This is a genomic window from Butyrivibrio sp. AE2032, from assembly GCF_000702965.1.
Genome location: NZ_JNLF01000003.1, coordinates 2,144,260 through 2,163,731, shown reverse-complemented (window position 1 = coordinate 2,163,731; position 19,472 = coordinate 2,144,260). Strand labels below are relative to the sequence as shown.

Here is a 19,472-nt window from a genome sequence, read left to right as displayed (position 1 = left end):
CTCACACATTTATCTCTGCTGTAACGCCAAGAAGGTCTTTGTTTTCATCAAGTATAGGCTTTACCACCTCTGCCAGGAACTTCTCAACCTGGTGTGCGCTGCATCCAACGTACTTCTTAGGATCCATTGAAGCCTTAAGCTCATCAAGGCTTAAATGGAATGCAGGATCAGCAGCAATAAGTTCAAGGAGGTTATTGTCTTTTCCCTCTACCTTAACTGTCTTGCCGGCTTCCATGGAAAGCTCTCTGATCCTCTCATGAAGCTCCTGTCTGTCGCCGCCTGCCTTTACTGCATCCATCATGATGTTCTCAGTTGCCATGAATGGAAGCTCTGCAAGCATGTGCTTCTCGATAACCTTAGGATATACCACAAGGCCATCTACTACGTTGATGCAAAGATCCAGAACGCCGTCTGTAGCAAGGAAGCCTTCAGGGATTGAAAGTCTCTTATTTGCTGAGTCATCAAGGGTTCTCTCAAACCACTGTGAAACCTCGGTGATTGCAGGGTTAAGCATATCTGTGATCACATATCTTGAAAGAGAACAGATTCTCTCACTTCTCATAGGATTTCTCTTGTAAGCCATAGCTGATGATCCGATCTGGCTCTTCTCAAAGGGTTCCTCAACCTCCTTAAGATGCTGAAGAAGTCTGATGTCCTGGGCCATCTTTGTGGCTGATGAGCAGATTCCTGCAAGGACGTTGATGACCTTCATATCGATCTTTCTTGAGTAGGTCTGGCCGGAAACTGCCATGCATCCCTTAAAGCCCATCTTCTCAGCAAGCATTGGATCAAGCTTATCTACCTTTGTAAGGTCACCGTCAAACAGTTCAAGGAAGGATGCCTGAGTTCCTGTAGTTCCCTTTGAACCAAGGAGCTTCATATTATCAAGAACATAGTCCAGGTCCTCAAGGTCAATTGTGAAATCCTGAAGCCAGAGAGTAGCTCTTTTACCTACTGTTGTAGGCTGTGCAGGCTGGAAATGTGTAAATCCAAGGGTTGGCTGATCCTTGTACTTGTCAGCAAACTTGGAAAGCTCGGCGATTACGTTGATCAGCTTCTTGCGGACCAGCTTAAGGCCCTCTGTCATTATGATGATATCTGTATTATCGCCAACATAGCAGCTTGTGGCTCCAAGATGGATGATTCCCTTAGCCTTGGGGCACTGCTGACCGTATGCGTAAACATGGCTCATTACGTCGTGGCGGACTTCCTTCTCTCTTGCCCTTGCCACTTCGTAGTTGATGTCGTCCTTGTGCTCCTTAAGCTCATCGATCTGTTCCTGAGTGATGTTAAGTCCCAGGTCCTTCTCAATCTCTGCAAGAGCTATCCAAAGTCTTCTCCAGGTCCTGAACTTCATGTCCTGGGAAAAGATATACTGCATCTCTTTACTTGCATAACGCTCTGAAAGTGGGCTGCTGTAGCGATCTGTACTCATTTTTATCCTCCTGAAAAACCTTTATTAACGTTACCAATCATAATACCACAAAACTGCATGAATTTGATAGATTATACATTTTATCTGTATATTTCAGCTTCATTCCTTTTTTACCCGAAAAGATATTTCTTTTTTATTGTCACCGAAAGTAGTTGGTGCTATGATTTACCTGTTTATGGCAGTTTTGTGTATTTATACATGGAGAAACAGTATGCAGAATAATACCAGATTGGAACCCGTAAAACGCCTCGGCGAAGAGTGTGGTGTTTTTGGAATGTATGATTTTGATGGTGGAGACGTAGCAAACTCCATCTATTACGGACTTGTCTCCCTCCAGCACAGAGGACAGGAAAGCTGTGGTATTGCCGTCAGTGATACCAAGGGGCCTAAGGGAAAGGTCCTTAGTTACAAAGATATGGGCCTTGTAAATGAAGCCTTTACCCCAGATGAGCTAGATAAGCTTAAGGGAGATATCGGTGTTGGTCACGTGCGCTATTCTACAGCCGGAAGCAGCACCAGAGAAAATGCTCAGCCACTTGTTCTTAATTATGTTAAAGGTACCCTGGCTCTTGCCCACAACGGTAACCTTGTCAATGCGCCAGAGCTTCGTCACGAGCTTTCTTATACCGGCGCCATTTTCCAGACAACTATCGATTCAGAAGTAATCGCATATCATATCGCCAGAGAACGACTCGTTTCCAAGACTGTTGAAGAAGCCGTTGGAAAAGCAATGCTTAAGATTAAAGGCGCTTACAGCCTTGTTATCATGTCTCCAAGAAAGCTTATCGGAGCAAGAGACCCTTATGGATTTAAGCCACTTGTCATTGGAAGGCGTGAGAACTGCTATGTACTGGCTTCAGAGACCTGCGCTCTCGATACCATCGGAGCAACCTTTATAAGGGATGTAGAGCCCGGCGAGATAGTTACCATTTCTCCTGACTTTGGAATCCAGTCGGACAAATCCATGTGCATCCCCAAGGAACAGCATGCAAGATGCATCTTTGAATATATCTATTTTGCAAGACCAGACAGCAATATTGACGGCATTAGCGTATACGATGCAAGAATTGCTGCAGGAAGATTCCTTGCAATGGATTCTCCGGTAGATGCCGATATGGTAGTAGGCGTTCCTGAATCCGGAAACGTTGCAGCCCTTGGTTATGCCCTTGAATCCGGCATTCCATATGGTCAGGCCTTTGTAAAGAACTCCTACATCGGAAGAACATTCATTAAGCCCAAGCAAAAGAATCGCGAATCCAGCGTTCAGGTAAAGCTCAATGCCTTAAGAAGCGCAGTTGAAGGCAAGAGAATTATAATGATAGACGATTCCATCGTTCGTGGAACCACCTCAGACAGGATCGTGAGAATGCTTCGCGATGCCGGAGCAAAAGAAGTACACATGCGAGTAAGCTCACCTCCTTTCCTGTGGCCATGCTACTTTGGAACCGATGTACCTGCAAGAGACCAGCTCATAGCCTACAACAGAAATGTAGATGACATCTGCAAGATAATCGGCGCCGATTCTCTGGCATACCTTGGAATCGAAAGACTTGAAGAAATGGTTGGTGGAAAGCTAGGCATCTGTAAAGGATGCTTTACCGGCAAATATCCCGTAGATCCACCCACAGGCGACATCCGCGGAGAATTTGACAAATAAAAAAGTTTAAGGCCCAGGGACTCGTTCATTCCCTGGGCCTTTCCTTGTCAGCCATGACCAGTCTGTCTGCGAATCTTATCAGTGCATCCTTGATCCTGTTCATGTCTACTTCATCAGAATTATTGACGCAGATTTTCCCATATATTATTCTAAAAGTGCAAATTCTAATGGCAATTGAACGGAGGAGGATAAAAATGGGTAGCAGATTTGTAATTCCTAATAAACAGTTCTTTTTGAAACTTTCATGTTATTTCATTGTTCTGGTACTGATGGCATTGAGCTATTCAATTCCGGTCAGTGCTAAGAATAACCGCGATATCAGCATTAGCATTACTAAAGGAACCTGCCAGATAGAAAGATCTGGTAAAATACTGGATGCACAAAATAATATGAGTATTAATTCCGGTGATACTATTAGATCAAGTGAAAACAGTCTTGCAACTATAAAGCTGGATTCAGATAAGTTTCTTTACCTGGTTGGCCCAACTGAAATAGAAATTCAGGCAAAGGGCACAGCTGATAACAGCCAGACAAGTGTGTTTGTAAAAAGAGGGATAATGGCAACCGATGTAAAAAATAAACTTTCGGAGGCTTCATATTTCTATATATATACTCCAAACACAGCTATGTCGATTCGCGGAACAAAGACTTTAACAGAGGTTTACGAAGATGTATTAAATGAAATAAAAACCAATGCTGCTGTTGTAGAAGGACAGGTTGAGTTTAGTGTAGTACAAAAGGACAAAAATGGTAATACAGTAACTTTAAGTTTGGACCTTAATTCAGGCCTGGGCCAGACTGTAGTGACTGATGTAAAAGATCTTATAGATAAAGATGATGTTTCTTCCTTTTTTGATGATCCGAAAAACCACGGCAATCAAAGTTCAGGAAATACATCAGATCTAAATATATCTTCCATACATTCTTCTGATATTATGAATGGCGATATCAAGGCTGTATTAAACGTAAATGGAAATACTCAGCAGTCTACTCAGACGACATCGCAGTCTTCAGATAATGAAAGTACAGCAGGAACAGCATCTACTAATGATGTAGCTGAAACTGCTAAAAAAGAAGGAGATAATAACGAAAGTAATTCCCATGAACATACATGGGATGGAGGTACGATAACAGCAAATCCAACCTGTACTCAAAGCGGTATCAAAACATACACATGCACAATGTGCGGCGATACAAGAACCGAGGAAATACCTGCTTTAAATCATGATTATCATGAAAACATAGTTGATCCTTACCCGATATTTGATGCTGATAATAATTTTGAACAATGGCATGTTGGTTCAGATACCACTGAATGCTCACATTGTGGGGATGTTACCAGTCAGGAAACAATACTGGTTCAGCCGGTGATCATTGATTCGCAAAATAATACCATAGATGAGATCTCTGTAGGAAGCTTTAGCGGTTTCACTGAGGGTTCCACACTGGAGATTTTTCCCGTTAATGACGCCTTGGGACAATGCTACGTTGCTTCACCACCTTACGATGACCAGGGCCACCGGGAGATAATTGATACCATAGCGTTAAACTGGGAAGATGAAAGTATCTTGTTAGATGATATAAATACAGGTGATACATTATGGATACATATTGATTTGCCTGATGCTTATAAGGAAACTTTTGAGAGTGATGTTCCAATAGAAGTGGTCGAGGATAGTATATCTTACCAGGATGTAGAATAAGTTGAAAATAGAGTAGGAGGCGGTGGCTAACCGCCGTCCTCTCACAACACCGTACGTACCGTTCGGTATACGGCGCTTTCAATAGTTGACGTGCACAGACTGATAGGCTGTGGCTAAATCATAGAAGCCACTGCTTATCAGTCTTTCTTTTGACATAGCTCGCTTCACCGCAGAAAGGTTGGAGCAGAACCAATGTCCTTTACGGCAATTCGCCGCCATGTGTGCATAGTACTCTGGTATACCCATCCGAATCAGATTTCTCTTCTTAGTCTTAGGCAATTTCCATTGTATCCATATGCACATGCGTATTCTGTGATAGAGCCATCCATTGATGTCATCTAAGTTGTTCTTCATGCTGGCAATCCCATAATAGTTAAGCCACCCTCTAGCATATGCCTTGATTTTCTCTAGGCTTGGCTTGATGGACTGTACAGACTTACGGGAAGATAAGTCTTTCAGCTTGGACTTAAACTTCTTCCATGACTTTGGATGAACTCGGACATATATGCCACTTCCGTTCCTTCCCAATGCAAAGCCAAGGAATTTAAAATTTCGGATTGCAAACACACTTACAGTACGGCTTTTCTCTCGGTTAACTGTAAGTTTTAGTTTCTCTTCAAGATATCTCGTACTACTTTCCAAGAGTCTTTCCGACGCCCGCTTGCTTTTGGCAAGGAGAACTATGTCATCCGCATATCTGATGCAGGGAACACCTCTCTTTAGAAACTCTTGGTCGAACTCATTGAGGTAGATGTTCGCAAGTAGTGGCGATAGGTTACCACCTTGGGGCGAACCTTCCTCTGTATCAATGACCACTCCGTCTTCCATAACTCCACTTTTCAGATAGCGCTTTATGAGCTGTACCACACGTTCGTCCTTCACATTCTTTCGGAGAAGATTTATAAGGATTTCGTGGTTCAGAGTATCGAAATACTTGGATAAATCAAGCACCACCGCAAATGTGTATCCTTGCTCTGCGTACTCTTTGACCTTTAGTATGGCTCCTTTTGCATCTCTGTTTGGACGGTAACCATAGCTTCCATCCGCAAACAGTGGTTCATAGATAGGCACTAACTGTTGGGTTATTGCCTGCTGGAGTGTACGGTCTATCACGGTAGGTATGCCAAGCTTACGCACACCACCATCTGGTTTTGGGATCTCAACTCGCCTGACCGGCGACGGAGTGTACTTTCCACGAAATATACGGTCGGTTAGCTCCTGTTGATGTTCCTTGAGATAAGGAAGTGCCTCTTCGATAGTCATGCCATCAATTCCTGCCGCTCCCTTGTTTGCCTTTACTCTCTTGTACGCTCTGTTAAAGTTGTCTTTATACAGTATCGCTTCTAAAAGTTTCGGCTGTGCACTGTCTCTTTCTTTCCATATCCGATTGAATGACCTACGCGCTTTCGCATACCCTTCATGTTCCGCATTATCTCTTTGCGAACAGCCATTGTTTTCAATGTTTTCTGCCATAAATGGTCATTCCTCCTTTCTCGGTCATACTCAAGACTCCTATTGATTCGGTCCTTCGCCTCTTGGCTACTATGACCTCTGCTGACTTCTGTGCGTTCAGCACCGCCTCGTTTCCTTGTACAGTGGTTACTCCTTTCAGAGCATTTCGCACAGACCTCCCTAGGTACCACACGTTTCTTCCTCTCCATCCGTCTGCCTCATCTATCATGCATGATTCCGTGTAGTTATCGGGCTTCGGCTTGATATGCAGTCTTACCCTCATGCATGACCTCTTATGAGATTTCTGTTCGTCAGACCAGAGATTTGCCCGTGAGTTAGTATGTTCCTCACATCCGGCTTCCTTCAGATTCCACCTCACGATGGACACCCTTGCCTTCGGCTATATCCTTCCCACTACCGGGCGGATTCGGGACTTTAACCCGTTAGAAACGTGCGCCGCTAGGCGCACATATAAACAGCGGAAAACCTGTATATCAAAGGTTTTCCGCTGTTTTTGAGTTGATTTGGCGTTTAATCTCTTTCCTTTATTCGAGTTTCAGGTCTGTTACGCTTTCGTAGATCTTGATAAAGGCGATTGACATTTCCCGGGCATCATCGCTGTCCTGGCCGTTGAAGCCGTGACCGGCTCCCTGGATTTCCCGAAGCGTCGCATAGCCATAGTTGGCTGCTGCGGTTCTGGAATATTCAATCGGAACTACATCGTCCTTGTCACCATGTATAAGGAGTACCGGCTTTCCGAAGTTCCGCTGAAGGATATTGACGTCTATATCCTTAGCCACCTTATCGTAAGCATCGGAGAGTTCATGACCAAAGACATTGGTTATACCTGCCTTGAAACGTTCCTTTGAGTCATCCGGGATTACAAACGCAGGATACCAAAGGAGAAGTCCTTTGACATCTTCCTTGCGCCTGTCACCTACAATCGCAGAGACGAATCCTCCCTGGCTCTCCCCCTGAAGATAGAGAGCATCTCTGTCTACGTAGGGTAGTTCCAGAACTGTATCCATTACCGCTTCCAGATCATCAGCCTCAGTAAGGACTGTCATCTCCAACATGGTACCATCACTGGTGGACTCTTCTCCGCCTCCACAAAAATCAAAGAACACACATACGATTCCGTTTTCTGCATAGCCTGTTCCGTGGTGAATAAGCTCGCTGTAATTAGATCCAAATCCATGGGAGAAGATTGCAGCGGGATATTTTTCACCATCTCCGTCAGGCCTTACGATCACGCCCCTGATCATCTTCCCGTTATCTTTAACGACCTCCAAAGTTTCCTGGGTCGCACCGTACTTCTTTTCCACGCCTCTCCTCCTTGTTTCTTCCCTTATTTCACAGCGCTTGGCAATCCCCAACACATTTATTCTGAATCAGCATTCTGCACTATCATCACTCGTTTCCATCAGCACCGGAATCCGAGTTTACACCTGCGCTGTCATCCTGATCGGGTACATCAGCATCTTCATGACTTCCCTCATCATCTGACCCTTGAGATGAATCATCATCAGAGCCCTGTGGCTCAGCTGCAGGTTCTGGGTCTACTATAGGTTCTGGAACAAGAGCATCTTCTGCAGGAACTGAAGCAGTGGCAGTTTCTACAGCTGCAGGATCCTGCACTGTTCCTGCCGTCTCAGTTGCATCAGCTACCGCCGCATCTGTTTCCTGATCTGCATTCTCACCATCAACCCTGGGCTCACCATCCGTCTGGTCGTCGCCCTGGGCGCCTTCTGTTCCGCCTTGAACAGCATCCACTGCCTGCTCATCTGCAACACCTTCACCAGTCTTCGCTGTATCTTCCACCTGCGCATCCTCTGGACTTACAGTATCTGATGCCACCTGCGCGTCCTCTGGGTTTACGGCATCTGCTGCCACCTGGCCATCTGCCAGTTCATCGCCCTTAGGCGCATCAGCTTCTGCTTCTTCACCTGAAGCACCTGCCTTTGCAGCGATCGAAATGTCATCCACAACATGGTTATCCGGCAAATCTGTTCCGGGGATGTAAGCTGCTGTCTTAACACCTGCTGTTGCATCTACAATGTCAACATCGGCAGTTGAAGCAACGGCGCTTTTTGTGGGAGATATGACAAACAGGCTCTGATCTCCCATATAAGGCATATCATCCTTACCTTTTATGGTAGAGGACTCACTTGAATTCAGAGGAAGCAAAATATTTCCGTTTGCCCTCCTGGTGCCGCCTGCAGCTGCCAGATCCTTGGATATGCTGTCAAGGCAGTTCAGATATGAAACTACGAAATCTAAAGAGGAATCGTCTCTGGTTCCATCCTCAGACTGGATAAATTTCTTTTCAAAGTCAGAAACGTCTGTATATCTTCCACTGGAAATAGTACTAACCACCTCATCCATAGGTGTTCCGGAGTGAAGCGAGTTCAGTATATAATCAAATCCTTCTAGAAGCCCCTTGTTGTTATAGATATCTTTATTTGTTGCTTCATCAAAAACAATAAGAGACTCATGTTCACCCAAATCGTCTCTCCGGGCCAAATATTGAAGTGCAAGAGAGGACAGATATATACAAGCAAGATAACCGTTTACATAGTCTCTTCTCTCATTATTGTTTCCGTCCTCTTCACTTACAGGTACAAAATCAAGCCATGGGGACTCCTCTCCATACTCATCGCTATGCTTGGATCTGTAGTATTCAATTACACCCTCGACAGTATATTCCTCTTCAGTGCTTCCATAACGCATCTCATCGAATCTACCACTTCTATACTCATACACATCATCTACACAGGTGGCTGAGCCTTCAACGAACCAGTTAGGGAATTTGTTCTGTTCATAAGTAATAGCAGACCCGGAAGGAACATCCCCTGTCATTCCGGTTCTGTTATAGTCATCCATAAAGGCATGCATCATCTCATGAACTAAAGTGTTGTTCAGAGTGATCATATCTTCTTCCTGAATTTCATAAGCATTAGTCTCGGTATTGTACGTAAAGACCCTGTCAGTATCTACTCCAATATAGTATTTGTATACATCACTTGTGGTGCTCTCATAATTTCCATCCACAAATGCAAGCGCATCTATATCCTCTTTCGGATTGTCAGTACTTGTATGAGAGTAAACATAAAGTCCAATATTCTTTCCAATTGGATCGGCCTTGTCCTCATCAGCAGTGTCAGCTGCAGCAGCGCTGTAGGAAGGGAAAGCACTTACCAGTGAAAAGACAGCCTGGGGCTCAATTACATTTATGATAAGGTCCAGCAGGTACTTGAGGTTATCGTTTCCAAGCTTATCAATGACCTTATCAGAGCAGTGTATTTTGACCAGCTCGTCAATAACCACTCCGCCGCCTGGTATTTCGCCGCCCTGACTAGCTTCAGAAGTAGAGCTCTCCTGCCCCTGACTTTGAGCATCAGCGTTTTCCTGAGCTGTTTCCGGAGCATTCCATGCCTGTCCCTGTGCTTCCTCTTTTTCCTCAAAAGAAGCATAATCATAGGCCTGGGTATTTCTAACGTCGCTTAAAAACTGTATTACAGTCCCTGCATTTACAAAAAGCGAAAAAGTCCCTGTTTCCTGAGTCGCAGGTGCAATAGAATCAACTATCTGTGTTGAAGTAATGAAAGTAATATTCCTTGATGGATCTGCCACCATCACAAGCTCATCAGAGCTCATAAGGCCATCCAGGAACTCAGGAAGCTTTATCTGATAGCCATCAAGACCTTCATCGTTCTCTACAGTAACGCCTGTAGGAATAAAGAATGTGAATACCGGAGTATACTTTTTCCCCGGCATGAAGACCATGGATATCTGTCCGTTTTCATCAACCCAAATAACAGGGATCTCCCAGAAAAATCCCTCATTAGTCATTACTGTAGCGACACGGTCAAGAACATCACCGTATCTTGGCTGCTCCAGATTTACTATCCTAAGGCCTGAAACAGATTTTTTCCCGGCAGTAGTAGCTGTGCTGTCTGTTGAAGCCACGCTGGTCCCGGTCTCACGGTTCTTAACAGTGATCACAGGCGCAGCAGCACTTACCGAAACCGCAAACAGATTCGATACAACAAGTGCCAAAGCCACAGCAACACTTAGTTTCTTAGCGATAAATGATCTCATAGAAAGCCTCCCGACACACATAAATATCCTATCGTTTTTATCGGTAATTCCGTAAAGATATTATACACTAGAACGTGTACCAAAAAAAGAAAACAATTCGCGGTCAGCGCAGGGCGGGATCAGGGCTTTGGGGCTGCCGGCACAGAGGGGCTTGGCCCTTCGGGCGGCTCAGGCACCATCTGCCGACCTTCCGCAACAAAAAGTTCCAAATCCATGTCGTCCTTTTTGCACTAATTCATGGTCTTAAGAAATGTGCCCTTCTATTCTACGGACCGACGGCTACTGGGCTTTCGTAGCTGCTTGTTTTCCTTTTCGAGTCCTCCAAATAGCAAACGCCAGTTTCTTAGCGTTCCTACGCAGTTTTTAACTCGCATGCGAGAGATGTCTGAAGCAGGGCAATTAGAACGCCTAAATCAAAATGGTCATAGCCCGCCGAAGCGGGCGTATCAATAGACAAGAAGCCAACTCTCCAAAAGCTTGCTTTTGAGGATTGGCTTCTTGTCTATTGCAGGTGCTTACGCACCGTATGACCATTTTTGTAAAAAACTGATGTGCCCTGCAAGTCGAGCATGCGTAATATGAAAAAAACTGCAGGAACGCTAAAGAAACGTTTCGTTTGCGTACGGTGAGAAAAGGGAAATAACAGCGGAGGAAGGTATGGAGCCGTCCTGTGGTCCGTGGCAAGAACAGAAAGGCCCATTTCTTAAGGCTCATGAATTTTAGTGCTCAAAGCAAGAACGCGGATTTGAAATCTTTAGTTGTTGCTCGCGGCCGCAGATGGTGCCTGAGCCGCCCGAAGGGCCAAGCCCCTCTGTGCTGGCAGCCCCAAAGCCCTGATCCCGCCCTGCGCTAACCGTGAATTGTAAAATGGCCCCCATCCGGAGACCATTTAATGTTTTCTTTATTCAGTCTTCATACCTGGAGACCATATCCAGGATTTCCTGAGTGTAGGCCGGGTACTGTCTGGCCATTTCCTCTATTTCAAGCTTTGCATTTCCTGCCACAATATCCCTGTTGTACTCCATACGCTTTCTGAGGGACTGTCTTCTAACATTGAGCGCGTGCCTTATCTCGACCTCTTCGTTGTGATTGAGAAGTGCTTCTACCTGATGCACCCAGATATCCGGATCCTTTACCCGGTAGTGCCTGAGCATGTATACAAGGTCCTTTTGATTCTCCTCAAGGTACTTCCTTGATTCCTCAACCTTGGCTCTTTCCTTGCGCTCCTTAAGATATCTGTCATACATGTCCGTCAGCTCTTTTGACGTATTGATCCCATACTTAAGGCAAAGATAATCGATCAGGTTCGTGTTGTTGACATATCTTATCTTGACCTGGTTCTGCAGCATTATAAGCCTTGAGATGGATTTATTGATCACCTTTAAGTCTGCTGCTGCATTTGTCATATGTATGTACAGGAAGGTGATTGCAACTGCCGCCAGAAGTATGGTCACCATAAAGCCATAGACAACATTCAGCCCCAGTCCCCACTGAAGGAACAGCAAGAATATGATTATCAGCACTAAAGCCACACCAATAGCAATGATCAGCTTTCTGGAATTCTCAATAGCAGTAAGTATATCGTCCTCCTGAAACAGGTAAGCCTCATGTTCACTGTCCAGACGCTTTAAGTCATTCCGGATCTTCCTTTGATACTCCTCAGCTTCCGCCAGCTTCTTCGCACCATTCTTGGCATCAGACTGAAGCCTTTCCATGTGTTCAAACTCCGCATCAGTCATTCTGCTCTTGCGCCTGTTGAACTTCTCCTGCTGCTCCTGGGAATCAATTATCTTCTGGGCACACTCGTTTATCTCTTCCCTTTGCTCAGGTGGAAGTGCATCAATTTCCTCCATATCCCGAAGGTGACTTGTAACATCGTTGTACTCATCCTCCAGGGCATTGAGAGCATCAGAAGCCTCCTGCATCTGGGCCAGGCAGCTGTTTATATACTCCCTTCTCTGGACCGGATCGTCCATGTCCACATCCTTCCTGGTGTATACAATGTCGTTCCAGTTCTGGAGTTTGGTCTGTTTCTCCCAGTCCTCATCCCTTGTGACATTTTTCAGTAAGTCAAATAACCCCATTATTTCACCTTATCCTTGACTATATCTCTATAGTCTCTTTTCATACCATCCGCGATCTCGCCAACCTTGTCGTAGTACTCGTGCATTTTCCCCTCAGCCTTGTACACGGCAACAGTCCTGAGCATCAGATTGTCCTCACTGGAGGCATAGAGCTCTTCCGCCTCTTTCATCCTGCTCTCCACATCCATGGATGCCTCGTAGGCCTCGTCAGAATCTGCGATAAAAGAAACATACTCCTTATTTGAAAGATTCATCCTGACAGCAGAAAGATACTGAAGGTAAGACTCCCTCTCTCCCCCGTCCTCATAGGCTTTCTGGAACATCATGGCAGCCTTGTCGAAAAGAAAGAGCTTAGCGTACATCACTCCCTCGTTGTGCTCGATACGGCCCCTAAGCTTCTTGTCAATTTCAGGAGTGTTATTCAAAAGAAATTCATACTCCCTGAAGGCCATTGAAAACCTGCCATTCTTCATCAGGAAATCAGCTCTTGCCAGCTTTTTCCTGTAAACATCCATGCCTGCATTGGCCCTTAGTATCTCCTCTGTCCTGTCCACCTCTTTCCTGGTGTTGTAACCAACATAGTCCAGGATGGTTCCGGCTAGAGATGCCATGGAGCATCTTTTGGCTGCCATGTTTCTGAGCTCATCAGCAAGCCTGGTAAGGGAGCACTCCTTCTCTATCCAGTCAAAAAGGCTCTCCTCGAAGGTCTCCTCGTCGATCAGAAAAGCATTCTTAACAATGCAGTAGCACAGCTCTTCAATGCAGTATACATTTCTGCCTATTTTCTCTATATGGTATGGCTCTTTTGCATAGCTTCCTATGCACAGAATTGGTCTGCTCATTATCCTTTATACCTCTATGGTCTGCTCCCAAACCTTGCCTGTAGCAGGGAACAGCTCACCAAAGCCAAGGTCTGTGACCTTGACATTAACTTCATTTACACTTCCCATGTCCATATGGATGCGAAGCCTTGTGGTACCGTTTGGTCTCTTTTCAAGGCCGTCCAGATACAGCTGCACCATCCTTGGCATCTTGCCTGTAAGCGGAGTTACCTCAATGTTAAGGATGCCACTGGGATCCATAATGACATCAAGGCTTGCCTCTGCCTCGTACCAGTTAACTCCCGCATCAAGAAGCGCCACATACACCTCAGTTCCGCACTTAAGAAGCTTCATGCCCAGATTGGACTTTAATTTATCTTCTCCAAGGAACACAAACCTTCCGGTGTTTCCACTCTCCTTTATCCTCTCTCTGGCTGCAATGCTCGCACCCTTGCTAAAGAGGTTGTTTCCCTGGAACACACGCCTTGTCCTGCATAGGAACTCCAAAGACCTCTTGGTCCACTTCTCATGGAAGCCATCTCCCAAAAGGAATATGGTGGAGATCACCTTCTCCCCACAGACCTTCTGCATAATAGTCAAAAACTCGTCGTCCAGCTTATCGCAGGTCTTATGGAAAAGAGCTGCATCCTTAGGAAACCCTTCTTCCCCGATATACAGGTCATCGAAGCTGTCAGACTCTATGGTAGCCACAACAGGCTTGGTGTTGTAGTTAAGACTCATCTCATAGACATAGAGCTTTTCCAGATCGTAGTCACAGGCAATGACCGAGTGATGAGTAATATCATCCGGCTGATAGAGCATGTAATTGTAAAAGCTCTCCTCATGGCTCTGGTAAAAGATATTTGAAGTCTTAAGCTCCAGCGCTGTAGTCACTGCATTCAGCACCTGAACCATCCTGTGATCCAGACTCTTTGTAGTGAACATGATGGATTCCACGTTGTCCAAAGACAATTCCATGGAGAGGAGGGATAAGCTTCTTTTAACAAACAGGGTCAAAAGAGCTATTGGGTCATACTCGGTATTCCCCACCATAACAGGCTTTCCTTCCTTGGCGGAAGAGATCAGATTCTCCACCGGAATCCCGTCTCCATCCTGAATGTGACGGACAGCCTCTTTTCCATAGAACCACTGGTTCACGTCACGACGCTTACAGAGCACCGTGGGAATATTATAAAGTTCTGATCCTGCCAGTACTGAAAGGGTCTCAGGCATATCTGCATCCAAGGTCAGATAGCTTATCTGGGAAACCTTCTCCCCCAGATCGTACCCCAGCACAAAGCGCTTTGCGTCAGAATTACCAAAAAGCATTATTCTTGTCCCCCAGTCTGATCCACTTCCATCGGTGTGAACAGCTTCTCACAGATAAAGTTCTTTTTGTAGTACTCAGCAAAGAGAGAGTCTACTGTGTCATAGTCCTGAAGTGTCTCGCCGATCATGATATCATTGATCAGGCTGTATCTTCCTGCGAGATGTTCCTTGACGATGTCGCTCTTCTGGATGGTTCCGGACTCCGTAAGAGACTCCTCCTGTCCCCCTTCCGTGATGTAATACTGCATCTGCTCACCAAAGAAAAGAACAAACTCCGAAACGAAGATTCCGTCGTACATCTCTTTCATATCCATGGTCTTGTACTCGTTGCTGGTGTCGTTATCAAGACGATAATGAACCTGACAGTGAGTTCCGGGCGTCGTCCTGTATTCCAGCATGGTCTTGTCGATAAATTTCACCATGTCGGGAATCAGTCTCTCGTACTCTGTGTAGAATGGGAAGAATACATCCCTGGACATGAGCTCTTTTAAGAAATACACAGCCACATCCTCATTGGCTTCCTCATCCTTTCCCTTATCAGTCGCATAGTAGCGAAGATATGCCAGCTTGCAGACTTCCTGCATGGGCATATTCTCAAGGGTTAGCCTTTCTATCCTCTCAAAGACATATCTGTCAGTAACAGAGCCGTGTACAAAACTGTCATAGGCACTCTGGCCAAGGAAAGCCAGCTCAATATCTGAATTGGCTCCGCTGCGGACATAGCTCTTAAAGATCTCGATCTTCTCTCCTATGTAGGCTCCGCTGTAGAGCATCTGAACAAGCATCCTCTCGCAAAGGACATAGGTGTCAAGACCAAAGGACTCCGCAGACTTCCAGATATCCCTCATCTCCTTGAGGGTACCGTTGTAGCCATTTACAAGAAATACTAAAAGCTGCTCGTCGTACTTGCCGTTTCTAAAGGCGTAGTGAGCAATCTCAAGCTCTTTTTCCAAAGGCTCCAGGCCTCCCCTGTCGAGAAGCCTTACACACAGGCGTAGGATAACCTTGGCATCTATTCCATAGGTACCATAGCACTTTATCCATTCAAGGGCCTTGTCATAAAGACCTGCCATGACCATGAGCTCCAGCATTTCGCTTCGCTCGGTTCCGCTAAGGTCCTTAGGATCAATATTCATAAGGTACTCAGTGAGCTGCCTTGTAAAATCGTTGTCATAATAGAATCTGACCAGATTGTTCCTGATCTCGTTCCTGTACTGGGTCCTTACCAGGTCTGAACTTGCCAGATCCCTGTATCTCCCCACATTGTCCATATCGATGGTGTAAGCGTTCTTACCAAGATCGCACAAAAACAGATCCAGATTCTCTTTTCCCTTCTGGATATAAGGAATTGCAAAGCTTGCCAGTTTCCCTGGAAGCATAAGCTTGGTGTTGGTATAGGGCACGCTCGCTGCATATCTGTTGTCTTCGTGATCCGTCAAAAGAACTGCGTAATCACTTCCGTAAAGAGGAACGTAAGCCACTCCATCCACAACCGGATAGCGCATCTCCTGCTGGCACTTGTCATATACAACGCAGACGTTATTGATCCTCTTATCCTCAGTCCTTATCTCTGAAGTATAAAGAACTGACAGAACCTTGGAAGCATTGGCAGCATCTACCATCTGTCTTGTGATCAGGTTCTTGTAAAGATAGCCCAGATCCTTATTGACCCTGCCCTTGTCAAGCTGAGCCATGAGGAACTTCTCCATCTGAGGCACGTAGGACTCGTAAAGCTCAGGATATTCCTCCTTATGCTCATGAACATATCTGTAGAGTATTGCATTCTTGTCGTACTCAAGATCGCTCTGATATGAGAAATACATCAGAACCATCTTGCTTATATCACAGGGCAGAAGTCCGTCTGCATCGGTGTAGATGGACATCATGTAATACTCATAAAGTCTCGTGATACGAAGCTCTTTTTCCACGCCCTTTTCATACCACTCGAAGGCAAAAGGTGCAGTAATACCGCCCTTTATGAGAAGGGAAACAATTGCCTCCAGCACGTCATCCGTTCCCTTTATCTCATAGCAGGCCTTTAATATCCTGAAGAGTCTTTTGTCAAAATTTCTGACCCTGATGGAAAGATATACAATCTGGTCAATCAGGTTAAGATTTATGATCTGCCTCTTTGCGCCGTACTCAAGCACATAGAGTTCATACTCATCAAGTCTTGTGAGGATGGAGGGTGAATCATTCAAAAGATTCATTGCCTCAAGATACAGTATCGGGCTTCTGCAGCCAAAGGAGAACTGCTCCTCCAGCATCATCCACTTTCTTGGGCTTGAGGAAGTAAATTCCTCAGATACATACTGTAAAAGCCAGGCTATGCGCCAGTTGTCCGGATTGCGCCTGAATATTCCCTCGAGCCTTTCTGAGATGTCGTTGATGTAGGCATCCTCTCTGCTGCAGAGAGTTGAAAGATAGAGGTAATAGCTGTACAGAGTATCTCCGGGAGCCTCCTCCACCTCACGGGCAGCCTGATCCAGGATCCACTTTCCCTCGTTGGTCCTTCCGGCAGTGATGTAATAATGTGCCGTATAAAGTCTGGTCTCCAGGTCCTTATCATCTATAGCATTCATCTTGGCTATGATCTTTCCGGTTTCAGAAAGCCATGCCCTGGAGGTGATCTTCTTGCAGCTGAAATTCTCGTATACCTTCACCAGGTCCACAGTGAGCTTTTTCATCTCCTGGTAATCGGCAGTAATATGTCTCTCCTGCAAAAGTACAGACACCGTTACAGGGAAATCAACTTTAACAAAGTTGTTGTAGAAGGAGATCCTGCCATAGTTATTGCCCTCGTGAAGGTGATCAACCTTAAGCCTTAGCTTTATCCTTGCTGAGCTGCCGTTAAAATCATCCTCTGACAGTTCATCTCTGTCCAGAGCAATAAAATCCCCATCCACTTTAGCTTTGAGGCTGGTATAGCCCCATCCGCTTCTGGTGATGATGATCCCATACTCATGAGCCATGCCTGTGTAATCAATCTGCATAGACTCCTGATCCAGCATAAAAGCCATGGGCTGCTTTTTGTTGATGGCAATAAGGAATTCTTCTACATTCTGTTCATTGTCGGGATTGCCTGAAAGTCCCCTGTAAAGGCTCTCGTATTGGGCATCATTTCCCTTGAACACAGAAATGAAGTCACGGGAATAAAAGAGCCTCTTGGCCTCATCCCAGTCAGTCTTTGCAAGGTTGGCAAAATGAAACAGATTCTTGATGTCGCCAAGGCTGGATGCAATATGATCCACCCGAAGGCTCACAACGAAGGGGAGCAGATACTCTCCCTGATTAGATACTATTCTGAAATCGCCTTTAAGGACATCTCCCCTGGAGAGCCCACTGGCGTCAAATTTATAGGATACTTCATAGGGTGAACCTGAAAACTCAGGAGTGACTACCTCCATACGAAGGTCAGTAGATGAAACCTTGCCATAAACCGGAACATTCTCAGGCCCAAATATGGTAAAAGAGCCTTCCACGATCTCCCCGGGACTCATGGTCAGCTCAACCCTGGCAGTTGAAAAGTCAAGGCTTCTTTGTGTATATATAAAATTCCCCTTAAGAAGCTGATCTATTATTTCTCTCACGATACACCCCAAAAAACAATTTATCTATCCTAGTATACCACAAAAAGCCCCGGCAAATTATGCCGGGGCAAGACTTTTTTATTCAGTTCTAAGGGCCTCAATAGGGTCAAGATTTGCTGCTCTCTTGGCAGGATAGATTCCGAAGAAAAGACCTATCGCCGTGGATATAAATACAACTCCCGCTACCAGCATTGGATTAACTATAAAGGCAAAATCGATGACCTTGCAGATAATAAAGGAAAGGGTCAGCCCCAGGATGATCCCGATTATTCCTCCCGTAAAGGTAAGAATGGACGCCTCTGCCAGGAACTGGGTAAGGATAGATGAGGTCCTTGCTCCAAGACTCTTTCTGATTCCGATCTCCCTGGTTCTTTCCGTAACGGAAACAGTCATGATATTCATAACGCCGATTCCGCCTACCAAAAGAGATATTGCTGCGATAAGGGCTACTACCGTTGTAATGATGGTCATGATGCTCTCGGTGGTCTGATCAAATCCTGCTCCGGAGCTGATCTTAACAGCGTTTTCGCCGCGAAGTCCCATTACGTTCTCTACCACAGACCTGGTCTGGGATAGAACCTTGTTCTTGTTATCGCTGTCCAGATATATAGTGAAGCTTGTAATGGTGTTGTCCATATCATGGCCAAAGGATACAGCCAGGGTTGTGTAGGGCATTTCCGCCGTTAGAATGGCATCTTCTCCAAAGCTGGCATAGGCTTTATCTATGGTGGTGTCTTCCCTGACCCCCAAAATAGTGAATTCCTGAGTCTGATCAAAGACAGTCAGTTCAAGAGTCCTGCCTACAGCCTCCTCATAGCCAAACACTTCTTTTGCCATAGTCTGACTGACAACTATCACCTTTTTCTCATCATCAACATCACTCTTTGTGTAGAACCTTCCATGAACCATCTTAATGCTTGCAGAATTCTCTGCAGCTTCACTTCCACCTGTAATGCTGACATCGTAGTTTTGCTTTTTGCCATCTACTGTTCCAAAGTCATCGATAGATGGTGATATGCCATAAATATCACTGATGCTGGAAGCAATAGAATCAAGCTGTGCCTTTGTAAAGCACTTGTCAGTCTTGGTATTGTCCAAAGAAACAGAGATTGTGGTGGCACCAATGGAATCCATCTCACTGTTTACAGTGGCCTTCATTCCATCGCCTATTATAAGCACCGTAAGCACAGCAGAAATACCAATTATGATACCAAGCATGGTCAGAAATGACCTGCCCTTGTTATTTCGTATGCTTGCGAATGCGCTTTTTATGTATTCGCCAAATGTTCCCATATTATTC

At 45.3% G+C, this 19,472-nt stretch carries 12 protein-coding genes; 2 read left to right on the top strand and 10 right to left on the bottom strand.

The features are described from left to right. Position 1: 1 nt before the first annotated feature. On the bottom strand, positions 2 to 1,435 hold the full coding sequence (gene purB, locus BO18_RS11515) for an adenylosuccinate lyase (protein WP_034446338.1): 1,434 nt from the start codon (positions 1,433 to 1,435) through the stop codon (positions 2 to 4). Between the two features lie 211 nt (positions 1,436 to 1,646). Between purB and purF the strand changes: the two genes are divergently transcribed. Together purF and BO18_RS11505 are read left to right on the top strand one after the other, a co-directional pair. Next, complete coding sequence (gene purF / locus BO18_RS11510) at positions 1,647 to 3,092, top strand: amidophosphoribosyltransferase (RefSeq protein WP_034446337.1); 1,446 nt, start codon at positions 1,647 to 1,649, stop codon at positions 3,090 to 3,092. A 194-nt stretch (positions 3,093 to 3,286) separates the two neighbouring features. Then, on the top strand, positions 3,287 to 4,795 hold the full coding sequence (locus tag BO18_RS11505) for a FecR domain-containing protein (RefSeq protein WP_034446335.1): 1,509 nt from the start codon (positions 3,287 to 3,289) through the stop codon (positions 4,793 to 4,795). 78 nt (positions 4,796 to 4,873) lie between these two features. On the opposite strand, the gene ltrA is transcribed toward BO18_RS11505, so the two are convergent. The 9 genes from ltrA to BO18_RS11460 form a co-directional block, all read right to left on the bottom strand. Further along, a complete protein-coding gene (gene ltrA, locus BO18_RS11500; RefSeq protein WP_034443583.1) occupies positions 4,874 to 6,268 on the bottom strand; it encodes a group II intron reverse transcriptase/maturase in 1,395 nt (464 codons plus the stop codon). After that, positions 6,252 to 6,626, bottom strand: coding sequence for a hypothetical protein (locus BO18_RS35610; protein ID WP_242856514.1), 375 nt, complete (start codon positions 6,624 to 6,626; stop codon positions 6,252 to 6,254). The genes ltrA and BO18_RS35610 overlap by 17 nt, the downstream gene beginning before the upstream one ends. Positions 6,627 to 6,792: 166 nt before the next feature. Further along, positions 6,793 to 7,572 carry an alpha/beta hydrolase family protein gene (locus tag BO18_RS11490; RefSeq protein WP_051688671.1) on the bottom strand — a complete coding sequence of 260 codons (780 nt, stop codon included), beginning with the start codon at positions 7,570 to 7,572 and terminating at the stop codon, positions 6,793 to 6,795. A gap of 85 nt (positions 7,573 to 7,657) precedes the next feature. Next, the gene (locus tag BO18_RS11485) at positions 7,658 to 10,348 is read right to left on the bottom strand and encodes a hypothetical protein (protein WP_034446334.1); all 2,691 of its coding nucleotides are present in this window, start codon (positions 10,346 to 10,348) and stop codon (positions 7,658 to 7,660) included. Positions 10,349 to 11,253: 905 nt separating this feature from the next. Beyond that, on the bottom strand, positions 11,254 to 12,432 hold the full coding sequence (locus BO18_RS11480; RefSeq protein ID WP_034446333.1) for a hypothetical protein: 1,179 nt from the start codon (positions 12,430 to 12,432) through the stop codon (positions 11,254 to 11,256). Beyond that, positions 12,432 to 13,274 (bottom strand): hypothetical protein, encoded by an 843-nt coding sequence (locus BO18_RS11475; protein WP_034446331.1) that lies wholly within the window; start codon positions 13,272 to 13,274, stop codon positions 12,432 to 12,434. The genes BO18_RS11480 and BO18_RS11475 overlap by 1 nt, the downstream gene beginning before the upstream one ends. A 6-nt stretch (positions 13,275 to 13,280) precedes the next feature. Beyond that, positions 13,281 to 14,582, bottom strand: coding sequence for a DUF5716 family protein (locus BO18_RS11470; protein ID WP_034446329.1), 1,302 nt, complete (start codon positions 14,580 to 14,582; stop codon positions 13,281 to 13,283). Beyond that, positions 14,582 to 18,172: a DUF5717 family protein gene (locus tag BO18_RS11465; protein ID WP_034446327.1), complete on the bottom strand. Its 3,591-nt coding sequence runs from the start codon at positions 18,170 to 18,172 to the stop codon at positions 14,582 to 14,584. Before BO18_RS11465 ends, BO18_RS11470 begins: the two co-directional genes overlap by 1 nt. A 78-nt stretch (positions 18,173 to 18,250) precedes the next feature. Then, positions 18,251 to 19,465 carry an ABC transporter permease gene (locus BO18_RS11460; RefSeq protein WP_034446326.1) on the bottom strand — a complete coding sequence of 405 codons (1,215 nt, stop codon included), beginning with the start codon at positions 19,463 to 19,465 and terminating at the stop codon, positions 18,251 to 18,253. Positions 19,466 to 19,472 lie beyond the last annotated feature (7 nt).